Here is a 23,784-nt window from a genome sequence, read left to right as displayed (position 1 = left end):
CGATAATATATAAAAATAATCAGCGAAATATGATCTGAGAGGTTTGAAATGCGAGAATCTGAACAGCTATCAAATAATATTGGCAGGATGTTAAAAGACTACCGTAGGCGTACAGGATTAACAGGAAGTGAATTGGCGAAACGTATTAATGTTAGCCAACAACAAATATCTCGTTATGAAAACGGCGTGAATAATATATCATTTGATAAGCTTATTATATTATTTAACGCACTTGAAATGAGTAGTCGAGATATCGATGTTTTTTTTGAGAAAATGAAGTATTTATTTGATTCTAGCGTCTATAAAAACTCGAAAATAGAGTGATAGCGTCTTAATCTTAAAAACAATTCAAATTTAATTAAATTACTCTTTGTAATTTAATTAAATTCGATCGTTTCAATTATGGTGTCATGAAGTCTGTATTTTTTTCTATCAAGATGTACTTAATAAATAAACATAAGGAAATATTATGAAAGTTAAATCACTAGCACTTGTTGTTATTTCAGCTTTATCTTTAGGTTCAGTTGCTGCAATGGCTGCAACCACAACCGTTAACGGCGGTCAGGTACACTTTAAAGGTGAGCTAGTGAATGCAGCGTGTGCTGTTGATGCTGGTTCTGTAGAGCAAACTGTTCGTCTGGGCCAAGTTCGTACTGCTAAATTAGCTAAATTAGGTGATACCAGTGGTTCTGTAGGTTTCAACATTCAATTAAACGACTGTGACACCACTGTTGCAACTTCTGCAAAAGTAGCATTTACCGGTGTTGCAGCGAATGCAGCTAACCCAACTGTTTTATCTGTTGCTTCTTCAGCTTCAGGTGCGGCAACTAACGTTGGTATCCAAATTTTAGATGGTCAAAGCGCACCTCTGGGTCTGGATGGCGCAACATTCAGCAGCCCTATCACGCTGAATGATGGTGCAAACGTACTACCATTCCAAGCACGTTACTTTGCACTGGGTGCAACAACTGCTGGTGTTGCTAACGCAGATGCAACCTTCGCAGTTCAATACGAGTAATCATTAAAAAGGATTAGGGATATCCCATTTGATAAGCCAAGGATGGCTTTTATTCACGAACCAAAAGGTGGAAGTTTATGAGAGAGCTGCTGGCAGTTTCACTCCTTCTGTTTTCTCCATTTTTGCAAGCTGGAAATAAATGGAAAGTCCAACTTCCTGGTGGCGGGATGCGCTTTCAAGGGGAGTTAATTGCGGAAGGCTGCACTGTTGAAACTTCAGACCGTAATTTAGTCGTGAATATGGGGCAAGTGCGCACTAATGCATTCAAGGCTCCAGGTCAAGATTCAGCACCGACTGCGTTTGATCTTCACCTCCGAGAGTGTAGCAATGCAGTTAGCGAGTATGTATCCATAACCTTCAACGGTGTGGCTAATGAAAGGAACCCAGATATTTTTTCCATCGGTGATGGACCTAACACCGCGAGAGGTGTGGGAGTAGCCATTTTTGATTCAAAAAATACCTTAATTCCGGTGAATAGTGCTCCACGTAAAGTGGCAAATCTGCGTGATGGGGATATGACATTGCATTTTGTTGCGAAGTATCGCTCGACAAGCGAGAACATCATGGGCGGAAAAGCGAATACACAAGCACTCTTCTCACTGACTTATGAATAAAAATATCGAAAAAGACAGTGACATATTTATTTAATTTTTTAGTAAAAAAAGGACAGATGTAAACATGAAAACCAGAAAAACATATAAGTTCATTACCGCCTTATTACTTTTACTCTGTTCGACCGTGTCCACTCAGGTTTATGCAGGTGTTGCATTAGGTGCAACGCGAGTGATTTATCCTGCGGATCAAAAGCAGGTTCAACTTGCCGTGACCAACAATGATGAAAAAGGCGTTTTTCTTATCCAGTCATGGGTCGAAAATGCCAATGGTCAAAAAGATAGCCAATTTGCAATTACACCGCCTCTTTTCACGATGAAAGGTGTTAAAGAAAATACACTGCGCATTATTGATGCGACCAATAACCAACTGCCGAAAGATAGAGAAACACTGTTTTGGCTGAATGTGAAAGCGATTCCAGCAATGGACAAAGCGAACATGAGCGAAAACACGTTACAGTTAGCGATTATTAGCCGCATTAAATTGTATTACCGTCCTACAGGTCTCTCTATTGCACCAGATAAAGTGGCTGAAGAATTACGTTTTAAGCGCCAAGGTAGCTCATTGGTTGTGGTTAACCCAACGCCTTATTTTGCGACTGTCACCGATTTAAAAATCGGATCAGCGAAATTGGATAACGTACTTGTTCCGCCATTTGGTGATGCGTCAGTAAATGTTCCTTCCAATGGAAATGGTGCCATTAGCTACCAAACCATTAATGATTACGGCGCACTAACGCCGAAAATGACAGGAAAAATGCAGTAAAAACGTACGTTTTTATTTCTCGAAAATAATTAAACATCATTCCAAATTGGAAAATTTGCTGAGCAACATTGTTGAGCGGAGGGAGCATGTCACATCTGGCATCTGTAAAAGGGCAATTAATTTCAAAAAAAGGATCATTTTTGGGATGCAGATTCGAGCGCCGTTTTCCTTTGGTTCCGCTGGCATTCTTGATAGGCGCATGCCTTTATCCAACATGGGCGACGGCAGAGTTGTATTTTAACCCTCGTTTCTTAGCGGATGACCCTTCGGCAGTCGCAGATTTATCTGCATTTGAACAAGGGCAAGAAGTGCCTGAAGGTACTTACCGTGTCGATGTCTATCTTAATGACGGGTATTTACTGACGCGAGATGTGCGTTTTGTTCTGGATAAAAATGATAAACAATTATCCCCTTGTTTTACCCCTGATGAGCTGGCAAAAATGGGGATCAATACGCTATCGATTCCAGAATTAACAACAAAACCGAAAGATACCTGTGAACCATTATCACCCACCGTGAAGGATTCAACGGCGAGATTTGATGTCGGTTTGCAACGATTATATATCACTGTTCCACAACTGTTTATGAAAGACAAAGCACGAGGTTTTATTCCTCCGGAGCTTTGGGATTCAGGGATCACGGCAGGAATTTTAAACTATAGCCTGACGGGAAGCAGTGCTCGTAACCAAGACGGAAAGAACAGTAGCTATAACTATTTGAATCTACAAAGTGGTTTAAACTTTGGCGCATGGCGATTACGGGATAACTCCACATGGAGCCACAGCTCAGGCACAGCAAATAGTGAAACTCGCTGGGAACATATCAATACCTATCTTGAGCGTGGTATCAATGTGATTCGTTCCCGTCTAACGATTGGTGATAGCTACACGCCTGGCGAAATTTTCGATAGCGTTAACTTCCGTGGTATTCAACTCGCTTCGGACGACAATATGTTGCCCGAAAGCCAAAAAGGATTTGCGCCAGTGATCCGTGGGATCGCCCGTGGTACAGCGGATGTCTCCATTAAGCAAAATGGTTATGAGATCTATCGCAATACGTTTCCGCCTGGACCGTTTGTGATTAATGATCTCTATGCCGCAGGGAATAGCGGCGACTTACACGTGACGATCACTGAGGCTGATGGCTCGGTACAAAGCTATACCGTACCTTACGCTTCGGTGCCGTTATTACAACGTGAAGGGCATACCCAATATGCCGTGACCGTGGGTGATTACCGTTCAGGGAGTGGTAATCAGGAGAAACCAACCTTTTTACAAACCACACTGTTGCATGGTTTGTCCTATGGCTGGACGCTGTATGGTGGAACTCAGTTAGCCAATCGTTACCAGTCATTTAACGCAGGTATCGGGAAAAATATCGGTGTTTTTGGGGCATTGTCTATCGATATTACTCATGCGAATGCCAAGTTACCGGATGACAGTAACCATCAAGGTCAGTCAATCCGTTTCTTGTATAACAAGTCAATGAGTGAAACCGGAACGATTATCCAGTTAGCAGGTTATCGGTATTCAACGAAAGGGTATTACTCATTTGCTGATACCACGTATAAGCGTATGTCAGGGTACAATCTTGCGACTCAAGACGGGGTTATCTACGTTACACCTAAGTTCAGTGACTATTACAACTTGGCGTATAACAAGCGTGAAAAAATTCAGCTGACCTTAACGCAACAATTGGGTGAGCAATCCACCATGTATGTGACGGGAAGCCATGAGACGTATTGGAATACGAACAAGGCAGATAAACAGTTACAGGTTGGTATCAACACCCTAATTCAAGGTATTAGTTGGGGCCTAAGTTATAGCTTATCTAAAAACTCATGGCAGGAAGGTAACGACCAAATGTTGGCATTGAACGTGAATATTCCGTTTAGCCATTGGTTACGTTCAGATAGCCAATCAATTTGGCGTAATGCGAGTGCAAGTTATAACGTCTCACACGATCTAAAAGGACGAGTGAACAATACGGCAGGTATTTACGGCACATTGCTGGAAGATAATAACTTAAGTTATAGCGTTCAAGCAGGATATGCAGGGGGCGGCGATGGTAAGTCTTCGGGAACAGGGTATACCTCTTTGAACTATCGTGGAGCTTATGGAAATGCCAACGTCGGTTATAGCTATGCCGATAATATCCGCCAAGTTTATTACGGCGTAAGTGGCGGGATCTTAGCGCATGAAAACGGGCTGACATTGAGTCAACCGATGAACGATACCGTCGTGCTAGTTAAAGCGCCGGGCGCGGGACATGTCAAAGTTGAAAACCAGACGGGCGTTGAGACAGACTGGCGTGGTTATGCTGTATTGCCTTATGCCACCGAGTACCGTGAAAACCGTATTGCACTGAATACGAATACACTGGCGAATAACGTGGATCTGGATGATCCGGTCATGAATGTGGTACCAACCCGTGGTGCTGTGGTTCGCGCTGATTTCCAACCTAAAGTTGGGATAAAAGTTCTCATGACGTTGATGAGACATGGAAAACCAGTGCCGTTTGGTTCAGTCGTCTCTTCTGATGAAAGTGGTGGTGGCAGTATTGTGGCGGAAGATGGGCAAGTTTATTTAACGGGGTTACCGCTAACGGGTCGATTAATCGCACGTTGGGGGGAAGGGGCTGATGCTCAGTGTACGGTTAATTACACACTGCCAGAAGAAAGCCAATATGAAATCCTCAGTAAGTATCGTGCCGAGTGCCAATAAGGAGCCAATTGTGTTTGATAAATCGAAAGTATTTTTTAGCTCAATACTGACCTCTTTGCTCCTGTGCACCAGTGCCTTTGCGGCGGATAGCACCATTATTATTAAAGGTAATGTGAAGGATAATACCTGTGCGGTAGCACCTGGATCGCAAAATCAAGTGGTGGATTTACTGCTCAATGCGGTGAAACAGCTGCACTCCGTAGGGGAAGTGACGCCTACTGTGCCTTTTCGTATTGAACTGACGCCATGTGGTTCGGCGGTGACTGCGGTAAAAGTTGGGTTTGTTGGTATCGCTGATTTAAATAATAAAAGCTTACTTGCTATAGAACCGGGTAGCTCGAATGCAACAGGAGCTGGGATTCAAATTTTGGACAGTGCCAAGAACCCATTAGTCCTCAATGCGGACTCTAATAACATTGTATGGACGCCATTAGTCGCAGGAAAAGCCAATACACTCAATTTTAATGCACGTTTAATGGCGTCAAAATTGCCAGTCACTGCGGGACATATTCGAGCAACGGCAACGTTTACGCTCGAATTCCAGTAAATAAAGGATGCGATGATGACGTATAAATCAACGGTGACGACGGCACTACTATTGGGGTTGCTGTCTGCTTCAATCACTTCCACGCAAGCGGCTGATGTGACTGTAACTGTTAATGGCAGTGTCGTGGCAAAACCTTGCACAGTCTCAACATCGACTGCCAATGTGGAACTGGGCGATCTGTACACATTCAATTTGGTTTCCCCAGGTTCTGCATCTGAATGGCATTCGGTGTCATTAGATTTGGTCAATTGTCCGGTAGGAACATCGGTGGTAATGGCGACATTCAAAGGTGTTGCCGACACGGTGGGATACTACAAAAATCAGGGCACGGCAGGAAATATTCAGCTGCAACTTCAAGATACATCGGGCAATAATTTAAATAACGGTGCGCAAAAGCGCGTATCGGTGAGCGATGCAACGCTTTCAACTAGCTTTCCTTTACAGGTGAGGGCGATATCGGTGAAAGGTGGTGCGACACAAGGCACTATCCAAGCGGCGATTGATGTCACTTACACTTATCTGTGAGTCATTTTATGAATATAAAATATATGATTAGATTAATTTTTCTTAACTTATTTATCTATTTTGTCGGGGCTTCATCGGCATATGCGTTTACCTGTTATGACTCAACAGGGAACGTTTTAAGCTACACACAAAGCCCAGTGACCGCCAATGCGTATGTTAACTTGCAGCCAAGTGTTCAAGCTGGTCAAAACTTAGTGGTCGATTTGTCGAATTCAATATTTTGTAAGAACGATGACCCATCAGCGCGACGTGACCAAGTGAATATGATCCGTGGTTCCGCTTATGGTGGGGTATTAAATAACTTTCGAGGCTCATTACGATATTATGGCTCAAGCTATACGTTCCCTTTGACTAGCCCAACTCACCAGCAGGATTTTCAATCAGGCAATTACACTGCATGGAATACTCAATTATATTTAACCCCCATTTCTGCGGCGGGTGGTGTCGTGGTTAATCGAGGAACCCACTTTGCGACATTGGTGATGTATCAAGTTGGCTCCAACATAGTGGGAGGAGGGAACGTCAATACATCAACCTTTACATGGAATTTGTATGCTAACAATGATGTTGTCGTACCAATTGGTGGTTGTGATGTTTCTTCGCGTAATGTGGTCGTCAATTTACCGGAATATCCGGGAAGTGCTCAGCCGGTACCGTTATCTATCTATTGCGCTTCGAGCCAAAATATCTCCTATTATTTAACCGGTACAACGGATACGAGCAGCAATATTTTTGCTAATACACTGTCTGGCGCTAATGCTGCAAAAGGGGTAGGAATTCAAATGGTTCGCAATGGTAATGCTATCCCTGCAAACCAAAACGTGCAGTTAGGTCGAGTAGGAAGTTCAGCGGTGAACTTAGGACTAAGCGCGCGATATTCTAGAACTCAAGGTCAGGTCACCGCAGGGAAAGTGCAGTCCGTTATTGGCGTGACGTTTATGTATGATTAGTGACTTAATCTAGAGAGACGAAAAGGCTCATGATGGAATATCGTGAGCCTTTTCATTATCATATTTGTTGATTAGGCATCGTTAAGATGCTTTTTTTATGCCCGCAGGAAAACGATTCATTAAAAATGAATCTTAAACAATAAAATATAAATAAATTTCAATAGTTATTAACGATAATTATTAATGAATGAAAATAGTTTGCAAACGAGATTTATTATCAATATACTTTTTTCGACCAGTTAAAAATACTCAATAAACTAATTCAAGCATCACTTCACCTCGGAGAAGATAGCAAAATGTTGAAAAAACTGTATTTTTTGCGTAATAAAACTCGTTTAGTTACGCTGGCCTCATCGCTTATTGTTACCTGCGCACTGCCTGCCATGGCAAAAGATTCCCTAACGTTATACACCACGCGTGAGCCGGGTTTGATCCAGCCACTTTTGGATGCCTTTACCAAAGAAACAGCTATTGACGTCAACACTGTCTATGTCAAAGACGGTATGTTAGAGCGCGTTAAAGCGGAAGGTAAAAATTCGCCAGCTGACTTATTAATGACGGTGGACGCTGGGAACCTTATCGATTTAGTTGAAGCAGGTGTGACTCAGCCTGTTGAATCAAAAACATTGACTGATGCAATTCCTGCCTCATTACGTGACAAAGATAACCAATGGTTTGGCTTATCGATGCGTGCTCGTGTGCTGTATGCAGAGAAAGATTTACCGCTAAAGAGCATCACCTATGAAGATTTAGCCGATCCAAAATGGAAAGACAAAATTTGTATCCGCGCAGGTCAGCATCCTTATAATACGGCGTTAGTGGCTGCAATGATTGCCCACGACGGCGAAGCAAAAACGGAAGCTTGGTTACTCGGTGTGAAAACTAACTTAGCACGCAAAGCGACAGGCGGTGACCGCGATGTTGCGCGTGATATTCTTGGCGGTATCTGTGATGTCGGTTTAGCTAACTCTTATTATGTGGGTCACATGAAAAATGCCAAAGAGGGCACTGACGCACGTAAATGGGGAGATGCTATCAAAGTGGTTCAGCCTACCTTTACCAATGGTGGAACACACGTCAACATCACTGGTGCAGCAGTCGCGCGTAATGCTCCACATAAAGAGCAAGCCGTTAAACTGATGGAATACCTGGTTTCTGTTCCAGCTCAACAGCTGTATGCCCAAGCAAACTATGAATACCCAATTCGTAAAGGGGTGCCATTAGATGCCACCATCAATAACGCGATCGGTGAAATCAATGTGGATACTCTCCCACTTACCGAAATTGTGAAATACCGTAAACAAGCGAGCCAGTTGGTAGATAAAGTTGGATTCGATCAATAATACTGGCTCAACCTCTGCGCGCGGCACCTTCAGGTTGTCGCGCGTTGGTTTTTCGCCATTAACACTTTCTGTGGTGGTCATTACGCTTGGCGTTCTGACCCCTTTATTGTTTTTATTGGGTCTTGCAGCAAGCTCAGGGTTAGATCATTGGGAACACTTGATGCGTTATGTGTTACCCGATGCAACTTTGAATACGGTAGTTTTGTTGCTGGGTGTCGGCGCGATGGTCATGACCATTGGTGCCGGTTGTGCATGGCTGGTGACGGCATTTGATTTTCCCGGTCGTAAGTTGTTTAGCTGGGCTCTGCTGTTACCTCTTGCAATGCCAACCTATATTGTGGCGTTTGCATGGCTAGACCTGCTACACCCTATTGGACCTATTCAAGAGTTTATCCGTAGCGTATTAGGCTATGACTCTCCACGCCAATTCCGCCTTCCTGATCTCCGTTCGATGACGGGCGCCATTTTGCTGCTGGGTTTGGTGCTTTATCCGTATGTTTACCTGACCATGCGGGCGATGTTTATGAGCCAGCCCGCCCATTTATTGGAAGCGGCGCGAACGCTTGGGCTCAGTTCTACAGGGACCTTTTTTCGCGTGGCATTGCCCATGGCGCGCCCCGCGTTAGTAGTGGGAACGAGTCTTGCTTTGCTTGAAACGCTTAATGACATCGGTGCATCGGAATTTTTGGGTGTGAATACGCTCACCGTGACGGTGTACACCACGTGGGTGACTCGCTCAGATCTACCCGCTGCGGCGCAAATCGCCTGCTCGATGTTAACCGTGATTATCTTGTTGTTAGCATTAGAATATTACGGTCGAAAAAATCAGCGTTACAGTACTGGACGGCAAATGCGTGGGATCTTGCCATCACGATTGACGGGATGGCGAGCCATATTAGCCACGTGCGTCACCGCGCTACCCGTCGTATTAGGCTTTTTAGCGCCAGCTCTTTTCTTGGGATGGGAAAGTATTAAACGCATCAGTGACAGCATGACAATTTCAAGCAGCCTGTTGCAGTCATTACAAAATTCATTATTGCTGGCGGTGGGTGTCACCGTTGTTGTGACGTTGGTGAGTATTGTTGTGGCGTGGTATGCCAGAGCGAGCGCGATTTCTGGTTCGTCTCAAGAATGGCGTCGAACCTTAATGAAAGTTGCTTCGCTGGGCTATGCGGTGCCCGGGACCGTGTTGGCGATTGGCTTATTAACTCCGGGTATGGCGCTAGATAATTTTCTTGCGGAACTATTGGATTTTCGAGGATTACCGCTGTTATCTACGGGAATTTTATTGGTTATCTGCTGCTCAATTCGATTTATGGCAATTTCCATTGGTGCGATTGATGCGGGTTTAACCCGAATTCCGCCAAGTATGGAACAAGCCTCACGGCTGCTAGGGGAAAGCGAGCTGCGAACATTCTTTCGTGTGCACCTTCCGCTATTACGTCCGGCGCTTGTTACCAGTGCGCTATTGGTATTTGCGGATGCAATGAAAGAGCTGCCGACCACATTACTTTTACGCCCTGTGAATTTTGAAACATTGGCAACTTCATTGTATGCGGAAGCGGCTCGTGGCACTTATGAGGAAGGGGCAATTGCAGCATTATTGATCGTATTGGCGGGAACATTACCTGTGATTTTATTGGCGCGTAGCCAACTCACATCGTCTCAGTCAAAGCAGTCTTCTTAATAAAAATCATTATGTTAAGGAACGTATTCGGTGTCAGATTCAACCTTAGTTCTTGATAATGTGTATGTCTCTTACGGCAATAAACATCAACGTAACCATGTACTTAATGGTTTCTCTTTGCATATTGCAGCGGGTGAGATCGGTTGTTTATTAGGGGCTTCAGGGTGTGGTAAAACCACGGCGTTGCGTGCTATTGCTGGGTTTGAACCCGTTGAAAAAGGGACTATCCATGTGGGCGGACGATGTGTTGCGGGTCCACATATACACTTACCCCCTGAACAGCGCAATGTCGGGATGGTCTTTCAAGATTACGCATTGTTTCCACATTTAACGGCGGCGCAGAATGTGGCGTTTGGCTTAAGAAAACAACCTAAAGATCAGCAGCAAGCTCGGGTCCAGCAGCTTTTAAATCTGGTGGAACTGAGTACACTCGCTGAGCGCTTCCCGCATGAAATGTCTGGCGGGCAACAACAGCGTATCGCGTTAGCGAGAGCATTAGCCCCACAGCCGGCGGTATTGTTACTGGATGAACCGCTTTCTAGCCTTGACCCTGATAGCCGGAAACGTTTAGGACAAGAAGTCCGAGATATTTTACGTGCGGCAGGGCAAACGGCATTACTGGTGACTCATAGCGAAGATGAAGCTCAGCTGATGGCGAATAAAATTTGTTACTTAAAAGAAGGGCGATTGCTCGAAGAGTAACGAAGAATCCAATGCCGCGAAGGCGGCATTGGCGAATAAACTTATTTAAAACAGGTTTGTGCCCAGCGAGCTAGACCCGCAGTTACGGAACCAAAGTCATCTCCACGCACAATTCGAATATTTGGGAGTTGTTCTTGAATTGCCTGATGTAAGATAGGTGAACGAGCACTCCCCCCTGTGACAAAAATGGCATCGGGCTGTACACCGCCTTGTGTGACCGCTTCTTTCACTAATTCAATCATTTTGGCTTTTGGTGATTCAATCGCATCAATGAGTTGGTCACGCCCAATATTCACTTCGAGCAGCTCTTTCGACAGTGCAATTCTGGCTAAGTAATTCGGTTCATCGGATAAAGCAATCTTGGCTTCTTCTGCTTTACGTACAATGCTGTAACCTAACGTTTGATGATAAACCTCAAGTAAGCGTGCGAGTAGTGCGGGTTCTTGAGCCTCTTGCTGCAAGCGAATTAAAGCATTGAGGTTCGCTCGGGAATAAAACTCTTTTTGTGCTTCAACATTGTTAATCGCAATCGGGTTCCAAAATTGCAACAGTGGCATTTTGATCCCTGACTGATACTGGCTTTCCATACCAAATAGCTGCATTAGCTGTTTTAAGGCAATGAAAATATCCAGATCGTTTCCGCCAACCCGCTGACCGCTGTGCGCCAACAACGATTGGGTTCGGTCTTGGCTACCCTGATAACTCGGTCCCATCTGGATCAGTGAGCAGTCGGTAGTTCCCCCACCAATATCCACAACGAGTATGGTTTGGTCTTGAGTGAGAGTCGCTTCATATTCCAAACCCGCAGCAACAGGCTCAAATTGAAATGCAATATTTTTAAATCCAGCACGTTTGGCGGCTTTTAATAAGATAGTTTCTGCTTGCTGGTTGGCAAGCTCGCCACCACGACCATGGAAGTTGATCGGGCGACCAATCACGGTGTCAGTTATTGTTTGTTGAGTTGAGGCTTCAGCAGTGTGTTTAATATTTGCCATCATGGCACACACTAAATCTTCAAAGAAGCTGACCTGTGTTTCGTGTAAACCCGATGCCCCTAAAAAAGATTTTGGCGATTTAACATAGTAAACATCGCGGGGATCGCTAAGGTATAGGTCCAATGCAGCTTGCCCAAAGACAATATCTTCGGGTTCTAATTCAATGCCTTCATCTTGGTTAAACGCGATAGAGCGTCGTAGGATCTGCTGCCCTACAGAATCTGAAGGGGAGATATTCAAATGGCGAAATAAATGCTCTGAAACCGATTCTCTTGTCGGTGCGCACAGGGTCGATGGAATATAAAAGTGGCTACCTTCAAGGGGTAGCAATTGTGGGGTGCCATCTTTCATGATTGCGACGGAACAGTTGGACGTTCCGTAGTCAAAGCCAATAAACATCTCGCCTCCAAAATTTAGGGTGCTTTAAAAAAAGTGGAAAACTTTATATCAACCTTGCAGGAAATGCTATTGGAACCGCATTTTATTTTTGGCGATAGAAGCGACTGCAAAGCTAACTTAGCGCAAAAATAAGGTTAATGAGATGAGATAAAATATTTGAACAGTAGAAACGGATATTTTTTAGGATGTAACATGAGCCAAGTGAATATTGAATTAATGTCCGAAATTACGTGCCCAAAATGCGGATTTTCTAAAGTAGAAGAAATGCCAACGGATGCTTGCCAATGGTTTTATGAATGTACTCACTGTGGCGTATTATTGAAGCCATTAGAGGGAGACTGCTGTGTTTTCTGTTCTTATGGCACGGTAAAATGTCCACCTATCCAAGAGGCGAATATGACAGGAAAACTTTCATGTTGCTACAAACAGGATAATGATAAGAATAATTAATTTCATCAGTAATAGATAATATTCAATTAAGTATAATTATCGACTTTGGCAATTTTTACGCCATAAATAATTAAATTCTTTGAGCGGAAACTCCATTTCGTCTCTGTCTAATAGCGGAATAGAAACTATATTTCTGCCGTCTTTATTCAGGTAGGTTTTTACCATAAAACGTTTATAGGTATAGCTGTTTTTTGCATCAAAAACGAGAACTTGACCACAAACATAGCCAAGCGTACCGTGATCTAATGTTTCCCTTATTATATGGTATTTAACATCTTTAAATTCGACTGTTTTAGGGAAGTTTAAAAGGTCTTCGACAGCCTTCTCTGACTTCTTAATTACATCTAAATCAGGTGTATAGTTAGTCATTACTCCTGCAAGAAACGATCCTCCTGCAATAAGAATAATCACTGAGATAGCAAGCATCTTATTCGTCATGATATTTTTTCTAAATTATAATATTTAAACTTATTATTATTTTTTATCAATCAAGGATGTAGAAAGATAATAAAGCTCAGTAAGCTTTATTTTTTATTCATTACTTTCCACTTTTTTCCATTAATTTAGCCATGTGAATGGCTTCAATAATTTGAGCACGATTGAGTCTAGGATTATTACTATCAAGTAAGTTTTGCCAGATACTAATCGCCGTTGTGTAGTTGGCATTGATAAAAGCATCTGAGGCTAATAACATCAATGCGGTCACTTCATTTTTATCTAGACTTAATGCTTTGTCTATCATTTTTTGTGTGTCATTTGTAACCACTTGCCCCGCTTGGTAATACATCACGGTCGCCATTGCTGCATAGAGTTGCGCATTTTCTCCCCGATATTTGAGTGCATAGCCATAAGCGGTTAAAGCATTATCATAGCTATTTTGGTAGAGGTAATACTCACCTAAAACGGCCCAAAGTTCACTGTTTTCAGGAGATTGGCGGATATCGTCTTGTAAGCGTTTTAGCGCCTGACTCTCTTGTTCTAGAGGCGTAAATTGCTGAATAGGGTCATTTTGTCGTTGATACAGATCAAGTGTTGAATTGAATCGTGGAAATAAAAAATATCCCGCTATCATAAAGAAGATTAACATGACAAGACCGACATTACTCATCCTATTCCAATAGGGATATTGAGATGTTTTTTTATTATTTATGTCTGTTAATAACTGTGTATCAGAGTGAGTCTGATTGTATCCTGTTATAAATGTAGGAACAGTATTATTTGTCTTTTTGTTATTTTTTACTGCTTTCCACAGAATAAAAATAATAACTAAGCCAGCGAATAAAGGCAGTAACCATAATAAAAGCGTGCTGGATTTTAACGGTGGGTTATATAAAACAAAGTCACCATAGCGTTCAGTCATATAGTGTTTTATTTGTGATTCGTTTTTTCCTTCTGCAACCATTTTAAATACTTGATGACGCATACTGACGGCGGTTGGCGCATTAGATTCTAATAAGTTTTGATTTTGACATTGTGGGCAGCGTAATTGTGAGGCTATGTGTAAGGATTTTTCCTGTTCTTCGCTGGAGTTAAATGCCCATGTATCTACAATTTGTGCATGCACGCTCATTGAACTGAGCAAAAGGAGCAACGTGACTATGATTTTAAGCATGTTTACGCTCCCTAAACCAGCCTATCAGTACCCCAATACACATGATAAATCCACCACCCCAAATCCACTGAATTCCTTCTTGTACATAAAAGCGCATGGCATAGCGGTCATCACCGGTTTTTTCCCCCAGAACCACATACCAAGAACGTAACCAGCCCCAGCTAATCCCAGGCTCAATCATCAGTTGCTGGCGAGCCATATACAGCCGGCGTTCCGTTATAATATCAAAGCCACTTTTTGAATTTTGGCTGACATGGATAATGGCTTTTTCCGTGGTGTAGTTAGATTCGGCAGACAATTGTAATTCTTTAAATTGAAACTGATAACCACCGACAAAGATAGATTGCCCAACGGCAATATTTTGGCTGGTTTCTGTTTTTTGTGTGGCTGAAAGGGCGAGACCAATAGCGAACAGAATAACGCCAGTGTGCGAGACAATTGCGGGGAGTTTTTGATTCAAAATAAGAAGGGAGCGTTGACGTAATGTATGGTGGCCTTGGTGTGTGATATGGTGATATCCGAATGTCGATATCACGATAAGCACGAGCATGATTAAGCCAAAAGGCAGTAAAGCCTGATTGAAATAAGGCGCACCCACTGAAATTTTACCGAGTCCCAGTAGCCCATAAATCATTGGATACAGTGTGCCAGTGAGCACAATGCCTAAAACGGCAGTAAACACGATGAGCGTGAGTAATAAATAGATTTCTCGCGATATTTTACGTTGGGTGTCACGAGGGGGAAATTTGGCTTTCCAGCCATAAATAAAAAGCGCCCCAAGGCTTAAGAAACTAAAGAGCAAAAACAGCGGAGCGGCACGCACATTATCGAGGGCAAAGGCGTGAACGGAGATTAAGATCCCTGAACGGACAATGAGCGTACCAAGCAGTGCCAAAATCAAGGTCATTATCGCCAGTAGCATACTCCAGTGGCGATAGCGTCCTGTCCGTCGAGTGAGCGATAAACTATGCAAGAGTGCCGTGGCAGAAAGCCAAGGGAGTAAAGAGGCATTCTCGACAGGATCCCAAAACCACCATCCTCCCCAGCCTAATTCACTGTATGCCCACCATGAACCAAGGATGATACCGCTAGTGAGTATACACCAACTAGGAACAGCAAAGCGCCAGCACAGTTGAGCAATGGTCTGACTTGCGTCATCAGGTTGTTTCATTGGGGGGGCGATTAATGCGGCTAATACTAACGCGGCAACCAACATGAATCCGCTGTAACCAAGATAAAGTAGGGGAGGATGTAAAATTAGTCCCCAATGTTGCAACATGGGGTTGAGGTCGCGTCCTTCGATCGCAGGAGGAAATAAGCGTTCAAATGGATTGGAATAGAACACGACAAACAGCAATAAAGCGGTGCATATGGCGGCTAAAAGGCAGAGGGTTAAAGGAAAAAATGCACTGTTTTGGCGGCGGTAGCGCCATGCAAATAAGGTACTCCAACCTGAGAAAAATAGCACCCAAAGCAATAATGAGCCTTCGTGCCCACCCCAGACGGCAGCAATTTTGATCATCAGTGGCGATAAACTATGGCTATGCTGTGCTACATAAACAACAGAAAAATCACTGAGAACAAAGCTGGCAGTTAAACATAAAAATGCGACGAGCAAACAGGCGAACTGCAAAGAGATCCACAGCACGCCCTGAGACATTTGCCTCGGGACGTGCTGGAAAACGCCAATAAACCCCAGCAGGGTGTGATAACTGGTGATACACAGCGCCAGCAGCAAACTGATAAACCCGATTTCGGGGAGGAAAATTTCCAAGTATCACCTTTATTTAGCTTGGTTATGCGACGGTCAATTGCCCTGCGTATAGCACAAAGAAACGCAGGAAAAATACGCCAATTAAGCTAGCGCCACTGACCACGAAAACCCGAAAGGCTTGGCTGCCTTTTTGTTGCCATTTCTTTAAGGCTAGAGGAATTATAAAGCCAATTCCCACAACACCCAGCCAGAACCACCACGTCCAAAAACCGCCACCTAACGCGGCGACTAATGAGCGTAGTTTACCGTCATCGCCTAATGCCAGCCCGACGAAGAATGCCGCTAGTAAAAATATTTCTAACCATACTACAAAACTTTCTACGCGATGCAAAAAGGCCGTTTCTGGGTTATGGATATTTTGACGGTAGCGCAGGGCGATAGCCAATAAGCTGACGGCAAGCCCCGACGAAATTCCCGAAAATAAGAAGAGTGCCGGTAGTATCGGGTTGTTTAAGAGCGGATAGGATTTGAGTGCAGATAGCAAGAACCCGGTATAAGCACCCAATAAAACCGCCAAAACCAGCATAGCGATATCTAACCCGCGCATGACTCGGCTTAACCAACCTAAGACCCGAGGCAAAATGGTCAGTTTAGGTAGCCATTTTTGTTGTAATCCGATTAACTCTTGCTCATAAATTTTAGCGAGCCAAACGACGAGTACCGCCATGTAGACTTGGAATAGCATGACCCCCATAGACATTACGGAGGTTGGGCTGTAATGAAACATCAATTTCCAGAACGTCCATGGACGGGTTAGGTGAAAAATGAGGATCAATAAACCAAGAATAATGGTTGTTGGTGCTAAAACCAGCGTAGTACGCATGATTGTGCTCGTGCTGGTGGCTGAGTTAGGCACATATTGGCGCATCAAAACTGCCAGCACGACGAGGCCCGCAGAGATACCAATCAGAAAGAGGTAAACGGCGATTGGCCAGTCCCAAACTAAGGATTCAAAATGGAAAGCGGAAGCGGTTGTCATTGGCTTACCTCCCCGTATTTAAAGGGAACACGGTACATTTTCGGTTTAGTCCCTAGCGCAATTTTGAATCGATAAGTCGGTTTTTCATTGAGCATTAACGAAACCGCGCTGTTTGGGTCATCTAAATTGCCGAATACCAGTGCTTTGGTTGGGCACGCTTCCACACAAGCGGGCTGTTTTCCATTTTTGAGATTGGTTTTACGGCAAAAATCACACTTGTCGGCGGTTTTGCTAATAGGGTGAATAAATCTGACGCGATAGGGGCAGGCTGCGATACAGTATTGGCAGCCGACACAGAGGTCAGGGTTAACATCCACGATCCCCGTTGTTTTATCGATAAATGAGGCACCGGTTGGGCAAACATCGACACAAGGAGCGTGTTCACAGTGCTGGCAAGAGTGGCGGAAGAAACGATATTTGATATCGGGAAATTGACCGATTGGTTCACTGCGAATAATCGTCAATCGTGATACGCCTTCTGGAACTTGGTTGACTTCCCGACATGCATCCATGCAGGCAGTACAGCCGATACACAGTGTTTCATCGTGGATCATGCCATAACGCACCCCGTCAACCTTCATGGTATTGGCGAGGGAATGCCCCGCCACACCGCCTACCGCCGCCAGTGCGCCTGAATAGATTATGAATTGACGACGAGAACAACTCATGGCTGCTCCTTAAGGACATTGACCGCAGCGGGATTAAAGTTCGGGTTATCTCGCTGATCTGAATGGCAATCTACACAGATTTTGACCTTACCTTTATCGTTTAACTCTTTCATCATGTCTTGTTTTGGGTGCAAGTCATGGCAGCTAGCACAGGCGACTTTGGTAACGTGAACATCATGTGGCCAAAACGCTTTTTGCAGCTGTTCCGGTAGGTGGCAAGATAAACAAACGCTATTTTGCTGTTCCACGCTGTACATTGGCTCATTAAACCGCATGACATCCTTGACGCCTTCACGGTGGTTAGGACCTGGTTTGCCATGGCAATTGGTACAGGTAACCGGCAAATTATTATTCGGGTTGATGACCTCGGCATGTGTGCCATGCATGCCTTCTTTATCAGGTTTATGGCAATCTAGGCAGGCATTATCTGGGTTACGCTGTTGCGTAACCTGCCAGCGACCATCCTTGCTGGCTTCTTCAGCCATTTGTGGTGTTGCAGACGCTGATATTGCCCATAACAAGCCTGACGCCAGCACCCCAGCAGTTAATAACGAACGTAGTACGCCCATATTCACTCCATTGGTTGTCGCACCCCAGCGAACTGGGGTGGGTGGTTATTTGGCTAACAGGTCGTTTTTACGAGCCTGTGCATCCCATTCAGGCACCACAGTCTTTAAAAACTCTTGTTTGTCGGCGTTAATTTTTTGCATATCCAAGCCAATGGCTTGTTGCGCTTTCTCTTTAGTGGAGATATCAGGGATCGCAATTTCATGAGTAATGCCTTTTGAACCCAGTAAGCGCGCGAGCTTAGTTCGAGCATCTGCGGCTTTGTCCATCGCCCCACCTAACATACGTAACCCTTCATCAGGGGCATGCATGTGAATACCATGAGATGCAATAGCCAAATCCCAGCGCCACTGCGCATGACGGATATCAGCTAGGATATCTTTCATTTCTGCATCTGTTGCACCGGCATCCCAAGCGGCTTTCGCTTCAAAGTGAGCGCGTACTAACTGATCTTCCACTTTGATTTTCATCTCCTGAATCGCTTTTTTACGCTCAGCAACGATACTTTGGAGTTGCTCCTTGCTTTGTGTATGGCAGCTACTGCAGGTTTGATCAAAGTTATCGAATGGGTTGCCAATTTTATGGCTGGTGTACAGTTCACCTTTTTCGTTTTGTAATTTCGGCATGTGACAGTCAATACAAGTGACATTGTTCTTGCCGTGAATACCCGCGCTCCAAGTTTCATATTCAGGGTGTTGTGCTTTGAGCATTGGGGCTTTAGAAAGGGAGTTTGTCCAGTCAGAGAAGGCAATATTATCGTAGTACACCTCCATGTCTTCGACTTTGGTTCCGTTATCCCAAGGGAATTTCACCGCTTTGGTTTCACCTGAGAAGTAGTATTCTACGTGGCATTGACCGCATACCATGGATTGTTGGTCGAAGCGACTTGCTTTGTCGAATGGTTTTCCAATGGCTTCCATTGCGCGCTCAGCGTACGGACGGGAAAGTGTGAGTTCTGGTTTGCCTTTTGCAAACTCTGGTGAGTCTGTCTTATGGCAATCTGCACAACCGAGTACGTTAACAACTTCAGGGCCACCTTTCGCCCATTTCCCTTTAAAATAGCCATCTTCGCCATGTTCTTGAATGAGCCTTGCGACGTCAGGGCTTTTACAGCTCCAACATGCCATAGGAAGGGGACCATCTTCCGCATTTTTCGGGGCACCAGTACGAAGTGTTTCGCGCACGTCGATGATGGCATAAGCGTGACCACGCGGTTTATTATAGTCACGAGAGAAAGGATACCCAGCCCATAGAATGACTAAGCGGGGATCTTCAGCCAGCGCATCTTCCCGTTGTGACTGCTCAGAGGTGGCTCGCCATGAATGGTACTGATCTGGGTGAGCTGCCTCGAAAGTTTCGTTTCGAGCGTTAATGGTTGTTACGGAATCTTTAGTTTCAGTTTGTGCCTGTACAGAGGTAAACAGAAATATTCCTGCAAGCACACTAAGTAGGTACAGTGCATTATTTCTTATCTTTGCCATAAGGGCCTCGAGTGTTTTTAAGCCAGCCATCCCATTAGCTGTATTTATTTTTATAATTGATAGCAATCGCACTGTTGCTATCAGACAATCGCCAACTTATATAATTAGCAAAAAACCACACAAAAAATATTGTCTTTGATCAATAATTAAAATGAGTTTACTTTTTAATCGAAGAGAAATAATTAAAATGGCGGGAATTTAATAAATAAAAAATATCTAATTTGGTTTTTTAAAAGAATTATGTAAATTTGCCATTTTAAATGGGAATGATTGTCATTTTCCTGAGGTTGTTTTTTATCTGACTGAAATCTATAATAAATTAATCTAAATTCAATATAATTCGTAAATAGTCTGGTCAATTTTTGAATTAAAACGTGCGTAAAATCAAAAAAAGTAAATATAGTTTTTTGCAAAAGTGCTCATCATATACCACTTTAGTGGTATTAATTTTCATTAATTATAAAATCGACTATTAAAAATAAGGTTTAATTTCGCAAATCATATTTATGAAATGTTAATGAATAATTATAAAACAGCTCTGAATCCTTATTTCTTGATATTTGCATTTCACGGATGATGTAAAACCTCAAAGAATGACTGCTTTTTCTATAATAATGCAGAAAATTAGATTACCTACTAGGTAGTATGTATTTTTGATAGTTAGCTAATTAATATTTACGATAATAATCATATAAAAAGTACGGTTTATCAGATTCTTTTAGCAGTTTTTGGTTGGGCAATGTAAAGGAAACAAACATGGTTGATATCACCCGTCGGGGAGTTTTAACGGGGGCTTGGCGTAATGCCGCACCCGTAATTCGACCACCCTGGAGTGGTAGTGAGGCACGTTTTATTGAACTGTGTACTCGCTGTAACCAGTGTATCGAGAGTTGTGAAACCGCGATTTTGCAACCAGGTCCTGGTGGCTATCCCATGGTCGATTTTCAGCGTGGCGAATGCACGTTTTGTTATGCATGTGCAGAAGCCTGTCCTGAACCCATATTCCTTCCTCAAGATACCCAGCCTTGGAGCATCAAGATTTCCATTGGGCAGCACTGTCTGGCGTACAAATCCATTGAATGTCGTCGCTGTGAAGACAGCTGTGAGCCTCAAGTGATTGCCTTTCGTCCATCACTGGCCGGTATTTATCAGCCAAAAATAGATATGCAGGGCTGTACAGGTTGTGGCGCTTGTGTCGCGGGATGTCCTGTATCAGCCATTACCATGGAGCATGAAGATGCACAATAACTGGCAAGTTTGCAGTTTGATTGTTCAAGTCAAAAGTGAACGCATTCCAGCTGTGACAGATGAATTACACCAAGAACCCAACTGCGAAGTGGCTATTTCCTCGCCTGAAAATGGCAAGTTAATTGTGGTTGTAGAAGGGGAAGACAGCAAAACGCTTTTAGATACTATCGATTTTATCCGTGATATCGATGGTGTATTGGATGTTTCACTGGTTTATCACCAGCAGGATGAGCAATGTGAGGAAAAAGTATGAAACTTAGTCGTCGTAGCTTTATGAAAGCCAATGCGATAGCGGCCGCTGCTGCGGCGGCAGGTGTTGGCGTACCAAGTATTGCGAAAGCAGTGGTTGGTCAGCAAGAAAGCATCAAATGGGACAAAGCACCTTGTCGCTTCTGCGGTACAGGCTGTGGGGTCTTAGTTGGAACACAAAACGGTCGTATTGTGGCGAGCCAAGGTGATCCTGAAGCGCCAGTTAACCGTGGTTTGAACTGTATTAAAGGTTACTTCTTACCAAAAATCATGTACGGAAAAGACCGTTTAACTCAACCGCTTCTGCGTATGAAAGACGGTGAGTACGATAAAAACGGTGAATTTACGCCAATTACATGGGAAAAAGCCTTCGATGTGATGGAAGAGAAGGTTAAAACGACCCTGAAAGAGAAAGGTCCTGAAGCTATCGGGATGTTTGGTTCAGGGCAATGGACTGTATGGGAAGGTTACGCCGCTTCCAAACTGTTCAAAGGTGGCTTCCGTTCAAATAACTTAGACCCGAATGCGCGTCACTGTATGGCATCTGCGGTTGTTGGCTTTATGCGTACTTTTGGTATGGATGAACCAATGGGCTGTTACGATGATATCGAACATGCCGATGCTTTTGTGCTGTGGGGTTCGAACATGGCGGAAATGCACCCAATTTTATGGTCACGCATTACCAACCGTCGTTTATCCAACCCAGATGTACGCGTTGCGGTGTTATCTACATTTAAACACCGTAGTTTTGAGCTCGCAGATAACGGTATCGTCTTTACGCCACAATCTGACTTAGTGATCCTCAACTACATCGCGAACTACATTATTCAAAATAATGCGGTGAATCAGGACTTCCTTGATAAACACGTTAACTTACGCCGTGGCGTGACTGACATTGGTTATGGCTTACGTCCAACGCACCCATTAGAGAAACAAGCCAAAAACCCTGGTTCGGATGCGTCTGATCCAATGACGTTTGAAGAGTATAAAGCGTTTGTTGCGGAATATACTCTCGATAAAACGGCAGAAATGACCGGTGTACCAAAAGACCAGTTAGAAGCGTTAGCGAAACTGTACGCAGATCCAAACGTGAAAGTGGTTTCTTACTGGACGATGGGCTTCAACCAGCATACTCGTGGTGTTTGGGCGAATAACTTAGCGTATAACCTGCACCTGCTGACAGGTAAAATTTCTCAACCAGGCTGTGGACCGTTCTCCTTAACCGGTCAACCATCAGCTTGCGGTACTGCGCGTGAAGTGGGAACGTTCTCTCACCGTCTGCCTGCTGACATGGTGGTCACTAACGAAAAACACCGTGAAAAAGTCGAAAACGTTTGGAAATTACCAGCGGGAACTATTCCTGAAAAAGTGGGATTACATGCGGTTGCTCAAGACCGAGCCTTAAAAGATGGCAAACTCAATTTCTATTGGGTGATGTGTAATAACAACATGCAGGCGGGTCCAAATATTAATGAAGAGCGCATGCCTGGTTGGCGTGACCCTCGTAACTTTATTGTGGTCTCTGACCCATACCCAACAGTCAGTGCACTGTCTGCAGACTTAATTTTACCAACAGCAATGTGGGTAGAAAAAGAAGGCGCTTACGGTAACGCAGAACGCCGTACTCAATTCTGGCGTCAACAAGTTCCTGCACCGGGTGAGGCTAAATCTGACTTAATGCAGATGGTGTTGTTCTCTCGCCGTTTTAAAGCAGAAGATGTCTGGCCGGAAGAGTTATTGGCGAAGAAACCAGAATACCGCGGTAAAACTCTGTACGACATTCTGTTTGCTAACGAGTCAGTGGCTAAATTCCCAATTACGGAATTGGCAGCAGACCAACTGAATGATGAGTCTCGTGAATTAGGTTTCTACCTGCAAAAAGGGCTGTTTGAAGAATATGCGAGCTTTGGTCGTGGTCATGGTCATGACTTAGCTGACTTTGATGCATACCACAAAGCACGCGGTATTCGTTGGCCAGTTGTGGACGGTAAAGAAACTCAGTGGCGTTATAGCGAAGGTAATGACCCTTACGTTAAAGCCGGACAAGGTTTCCAATTCTACGGTAAACCAGATGGTAAAGCGGTGATCTTTGCGCTGCCATTTGAGCCAGCGGCAGAAGCGCCAGATGAAGAGTACGATTTATGGTTATCGACTGGGCGTGTTCTTGAGCATTGGCATACCGGAAGTATGACTCGCCGTGTCCCTGAGTTGCACCGTGCTTTTCCTGAGTCAGTGGTGTTTATGAATCCATTGGATGCAAAAGCGAAAGACTTGCGTCGTGGGGATAAAGTCAAAGTGCTTTCTCGCCGTGGTGAAGTGCTTTCAACGGTGGAAACCCGTGGTCGTAACCGTCCACCAAAAGGTTTGATTTATATGGCATTCTTCGATGCATCTCAGTTAGTGAATAACCTCACTTTGGATGCAACGGATCCGTTATCGAAAGAGACGGATTATAAGAAATGTGCCGTTAAACTGGAAAAGGTGTAATTG

General features: G+C 44.0%; 23 protein-coding genes. 15 read left to right on the top strand and 8 right to left on the bottom strand.

What is annotated here, in order from left to right:
• The first annotated feature begins 48 nt into the window (after positions 1-48).
• The 11 genes from PR766_RS09850 (at position 49) to PR766_RS09800 (ending at position 10,872) form a co-directional block, all read left to right on the top strand.
• Positions 49-324 carry a helix-turn-helix domain-containing protein gene (locus PR766_RS09850; protein WP_006660674.1) on the top strand — a complete coding sequence of 92 codons (276 nt, stop codon included), beginning with the start codon at positions 49-51 and terminating at the stop codon, positions 322-324.
• A 145-nt stretch (positions 325-469) separates the two neighbouring features.
• Complete coding sequence (gene fimA / locus PR766_RS09845; RefSeq protein WP_006660675.1) at positions 470-1,018, top strand: type 1 fimbrial major subunit FimA; 549 nt, start codon at positions 470-472, stop codon at positions 1,016-1,018.
• Between the two features lie 77 nt (positions 1,019-1,095).
• Entirely contained in the window at positions 1,096-1,632 is a 537-nt protein-coding gene (locus PR766_RS09840; protein ID WP_006661100.1) for a fimbrial protein, read from the top strand.
• A gap of 64 nt (positions 1,633-1,696) precedes the next feature.
• Positions 1,697-2,395 carry a fimbria/pilus periplasmic chaperone gene (locus PR766_RS09835; protein WP_006661101.1) on the top strand — a complete coding sequence of 233 codons (699 nt, stop codon included), beginning with the start codon at positions 1,697-1,699 and terminating at the stop codon, positions 2,393-2,395.
• Positions 2,396-2,481: 86 nt separating this feature from the next.
• Complete coding sequence (locus PR766_RS09830) at positions 2,482-5,118, top strand: fimbrial biogenesis usher protein (protein ID WP_154636221.1); 2,637 nt, start codon at positions 2,482-2,484, stop codon at positions 5,116-5,118.
• Positions 5,081-5,665 carry a fimbrial protein gene (locus PR766_RS09825; RefSeq protein WP_226890306.1) on the top strand — a complete coding sequence of 195 codons (585 nt, stop codon included), beginning with the start codon at positions 5,081-5,083 and terminating at the stop codon, positions 5,663-5,665. The genes PR766_RS09830 and PR766_RS09825 overlap by 38 nt, the downstream gene beginning before the upstream one ends.
• Before the next feature lie 12 nt (positions 5,666-5,677).
• The gene (locus PR766_RS09820) at positions 5,678-6,190 is read left to right on the top strand and encodes a fimbrial protein (protein ID WP_006660680.1); all 513 of its coding nucleotides are present in this window, start codon (positions 5,678-5,680) and stop codon (positions 6,188-6,190) included.
• 23 nt (positions 6,191-6,213) lie between these two features.
• Entirely contained in the window at positions 6,214-7,140 is a 927-nt protein-coding gene (locus PR766_RS09815; protein WP_392397800.1) for a fimbrial protein, read from the top strand.
• A 296-nt stretch (positions 7,141-7,436) separates the two neighbouring features.
• Positions 7,437-8,483: a Fe(3+) ABC transporter substrate-binding protein gene (locus PR766_RS09810; RefSeq protein WP_154636222.1), complete on the top strand. Its 1,047-nt coding sequence runs from the start codon at positions 7,437-7,439 to the stop codon at positions 8,481-8,483.
• Positions 8,467-10,170, top strand: coding sequence for an ABC transporter permease (locus PR766_RS09805; RefSeq protein ID WP_036961708.1), 1,704 nt, complete (start codon positions 8,467-8,469; stop codon positions 10,168-10,170). The genes PR766_RS09810 and PR766_RS09805 overlap by 17 nt, the downstream gene beginning before the upstream one ends.
• 30 nt (positions 10,171-10,200) lie before the next feature.
• The gene (locus tag PR766_RS09800; RefSeq protein WP_006661106.1) at positions 10,201-10,872 is read left to right on the top strand and encodes an ABC transporter ATP-binding protein; all 672 of its coding nucleotides are present in this window, start codon (positions 10,201-10,203) and stop codon (positions 10,870-10,872) included.
• Between the two features lie 41 nt (positions 10,873-10,913).
• Here the strand turns inward: PR766_RS09800 and yegD are convergent, their stop codons facing one another.
• On the bottom strand, positions 10,914-12,266 hold the full coding sequence (yegD, locus tag PR766_RS09795; RefSeq protein ID WP_154636223.1) for a molecular chaperone: 1,353 nt from the start codon (positions 12,264-12,266) through the stop codon (positions 10,914-10,916).
• Positions 12,267-12,458: 192 nt separating this feature from the next.
• Here yegD and PR766_RS09790 point away from each other — a divergent pair, with 192 nt between their 5' ends.
• Positions 12,459-12,716: a GDCCVxC domain-containing (seleno)protein gene (locus PR766_RS09790; protein WP_006660686.1), complete on the top strand. Its 258-nt coding sequence runs from the start codon at positions 12,459-12,461 to the stop codon at positions 12,714-12,716.
• A gap of 36 nt (positions 12,717-12,752) precedes the next feature.
• Here PR766_RS09790 and PR766_RS09785 read toward each other — a convergent pair whose 3' ends face one another.
• The 7 genes from PR766_RS09785 to nrfA form a co-directional block, all read right to left on the bottom strand.
• The gene (locus PR766_RS09785; protein WP_006661109.1) at positions 12,753-13,154 is read right to left on the bottom strand and encodes a hypothetical protein; all 402 of its coding nucleotides are present in this window, start codon (positions 13,152-13,154) and stop codon (positions 12,753-12,755) included.
• Between the two features lie 100 nt (positions 13,155-13,254).
• Positions 13,255-14,328, bottom strand: coding sequence for a heme lyase NrfEFG subunit NrfF (gene nrfF, locus PR766_RS09780; protein ID WP_006661110.1), 1,074 nt, complete (start codon positions 14,326-14,328; stop codon positions 13,255-13,257).
• The gene (locus PR766_RS09775) at positions 14,321-16,102 is read right to left on the bottom strand and encodes a heme lyase CcmF/NrfE family subunit (RefSeq protein ID WP_154636224.1); all 1,782 of its coding nucleotides are present in this window, start codon (positions 16,100-16,102) and stop codon (positions 14,321-14,323) included. Before PR766_RS09775 ends, nrfF begins: the two co-directional genes overlap by 8 nt.
• 22 nt (positions 16,103-16,124) lie before the next feature.
• A complete protein-coding gene (nrfD, locus tag PR766_RS09770) occupies positions 16,125-17,081 on the bottom strand; it encodes a cytochrome c nitrite reductase subunit NrfD (protein WP_154636225.1) in 957 nt (318 codons plus the stop codon).
• Positions 17,078-17,749 carry a cytochrome c nitrite reductase Fe-S protein gene (nrfC, locus tag PR766_RS09765; protein WP_006660691.1) on the bottom strand — a complete coding sequence of 224 codons (672 nt, stop codon included), beginning with the start codon at positions 17,747-17,749 and terminating at the stop codon, positions 17,078-17,080. Before nrfC ends, nrfD begins: the two co-directional genes overlap by 4 nt.
• Positions 17,746-18,318, bottom strand: coding sequence for a cytochrome c nitrite reductase pentaheme subunit (gene nrfB / locus PR766_RS09760; protein ID WP_006660692.1), 573 nt, complete (start codon positions 18,316-18,318; stop codon positions 17,746-17,748). Before nrfB ends, nrfC begins: the two co-directional genes overlap by 4 nt.
• A 45-nt stretch (positions 18,319-18,363) precedes the next feature.
• On the bottom strand, positions 18,364-19,797 hold the full coding sequence (gene nrfA / locus PR766_RS09755; protein ID WP_006661113.1) for an ammonia-forming nitrite reductase cytochrome c552 subunit: 1,434 nt from the start codon (positions 19,795-19,797) through the stop codon (positions 18,364-18,366).
• 756 nt (positions 19,798-20,553) lie between these two features.
• Here nrfA and napF point away from each other — a divergent pair.
• From napF to napA, 3 genes are read left to right on the top strand one after another with little or no spacing between them, the layout of a single operon-like run.
• Entirely contained in the window at positions 20,554-21,045 is a 492-nt protein-coding gene (gene napF / locus PR766_RS09750) for a ferredoxin-type protein NapF (protein WP_006661114.1), read from the top strand.
• The gene (gene napD, locus PR766_RS09745; protein ID WP_036952105.1) at positions 21,035-21,298 is read left to right on the top strand and encodes a chaperone NapD; all 264 of its coding nucleotides are present in this window, start codon (positions 21,035-21,037) and stop codon (positions 21,296-21,298) included. Before napF ends, napD begins: the two co-directional genes overlap by 11 nt.
• Positions 21,295-23,781: a nitrate reductase catalytic subunit NapA gene (gene napA / locus PR766_RS09740; RefSeq protein ID WP_006660696.1), complete on the top strand. Its 2,487-nt coding sequence runs from the start codon at positions 21,295-21,297 to the stop codon at positions 23,779-23,781. The genes napD and napA overlap by 4 nt, the downstream gene beginning before the upstream one ends.
• Positions 23,782-23,784 lie beyond the last annotated feature (3 nt).

The sequence above is a fragment of the Providencia sp. PROV208 genome, from assembly GCF_028479465.1.
Lineage (GTDB): Bacteria > Pseudomonadota > Gammaproteobacteria > Enterobacterales > Enterobacteriaceae > Providencia > Providencia alcalifaciens.
Note: the sequence above shows the minus strand (reverse complement) of the source record. Positions and strands in the feature narration are given on the sequence as shown.

What these genes read in the sequence shown, in the direction of transcription:
- nrfA (WP_006661113.1), bottom strand. Translation starts at nt 19,797, where the DNA reads ATGGCAAAGATAAGAAATAATGCACTGTACCTACTTAGTGTGCTTGCA.
- PR766_RS09790 (WP_006660686.1), top strand. Translation starts at nt 12,459, where the DNA reads ATGAGCCAAGTGAATATTGAATTAATGTCCGAAATTACGTGCCCAAAA.
- PR766_RS09815 (WP_392397800.1), top strand. Translation starts at nt 6,214, where the DNA reads ATGATTAGATTAATTTTTCTTAACTTATTTATCTATTTTGTCGGGGCT.
- fimA (WP_006660675.1), top strand. Translation starts at nt 470, where the DNA reads ATGAAAGTTAAATCACTAGCACTTGTTGTTATTTCAGCTTTATCTTTA.
- PR766_RS09785 (WP_006661109.1), bottom strand. Translation starts at nt 13,154, where the DNA reads ATGACGAATAAGATGCTTGCTATCTCAGTGATTATTCTTATTGCAGGA.
- napA (WP_006660696.1), top strand. Translation starts at nt 21,295, where the DNA reads ATGAAACTTAGTCGTCGTAGCTTTATGAAAGCCAATGCGATAGCGGCC.
- PR766_RS09840 (WP_006661100.1), top strand. Translation starts at nt 1,096, where the DNA reads ATGAGAGAGCTGCTGGCAGTTTCACTCCTTCTGTTTTCTCCATTTTTG.
- napD (WP_036952105.1), top strand. Translation starts at nt 21,035, where the DNA reads ATGCACAATAACTGGCAAGTTTGCAGTTTGATTGTTCAAGTCAAAAGT.
- PR766_RS09835 (WP_006661101.1), top strand. Translation starts at nt 1,697, where the DNA reads ATGAAAACCAGAAAAACATATAAGTTCATTACCGCCTTATTACTTTTA.
- PR766_RS09825 (WP_226890306.1), top strand. Translation starts at nt 5,081, where the DNA reads ATGAAATCCTCAGTAAGTATCGTGCCGAGTGCCAATAAGGAGCCAATT.
- napF (WP_006661114.1), top strand. Translation starts at nt 20,554, where the DNA reads ATGGTTGATATCACCCGTCGGGGAGTTTTAACGGGGGCTTGGCGTAAT.
- yegD (WP_154636223.1), bottom strand. Translation starts at nt 12,266, where the DNA reads ATGTTTATTGGCTTTGACTACGGAACGTCCAACTGTTCCGTCGCAATC.
- nrfC (WP_006660691.1), bottom strand. Translation starts at nt 17,749, where the DNA reads ATGAGTTGTTCTCGTCGTCAATTCATAATCTATTCAGGCGCACTGGCG.
- PR766_RS09850 (WP_006660674.1), top strand. Translation starts at nt 49, where the DNA reads ATGCGAGAATCTGAACAGCTATCAAATAATATTGGCAGGATGTTAAAA.
- nrfD (WP_154636225.1), bottom strand. Translation starts at nt 17,081, where the DNA reads ATGACAACCGCTTCCGCTTTCCATTTTGAATCCTTAGTTTGGGACTGG.
- nrfF (WP_006661110.1), bottom strand. Translation starts at nt 14,328, where the DNA reads ATGCTTAAAATCATAGTCACGTTGCTCCTTTTGCTCAGTTCAATGAGC.
- nrfB (WP_006660692.1), bottom strand. Translation starts at nt 18,318, where the DNA reads ATGGGCGTACTACGTTCGTTATTAACTGCTGGGGTGCTGGCGTCAGGC.
- PR766_RS09830 (WP_154636221.1), top strand. Translation starts at nt 2,482, where the DNA reads ATGTCACATCTGGCATCTGTAAAAGGGCAATTAATTTCAAAAAAAGGA.
- PR766_RS09820 (WP_006660680.1), top strand. Translation starts at nt 5,678, where the DNA reads ATGATGACGTATAAATCAACGGTGACGACGGCACTACTATTGGGGTTG.
- PR766_RS09810 (WP_154636222.1), top strand. Translation starts at nt 7,437, where the DNA reads ATGTTGAAAAAACTGTATTTTTTGCGTAATAAAACTCGTTTAGTTACG.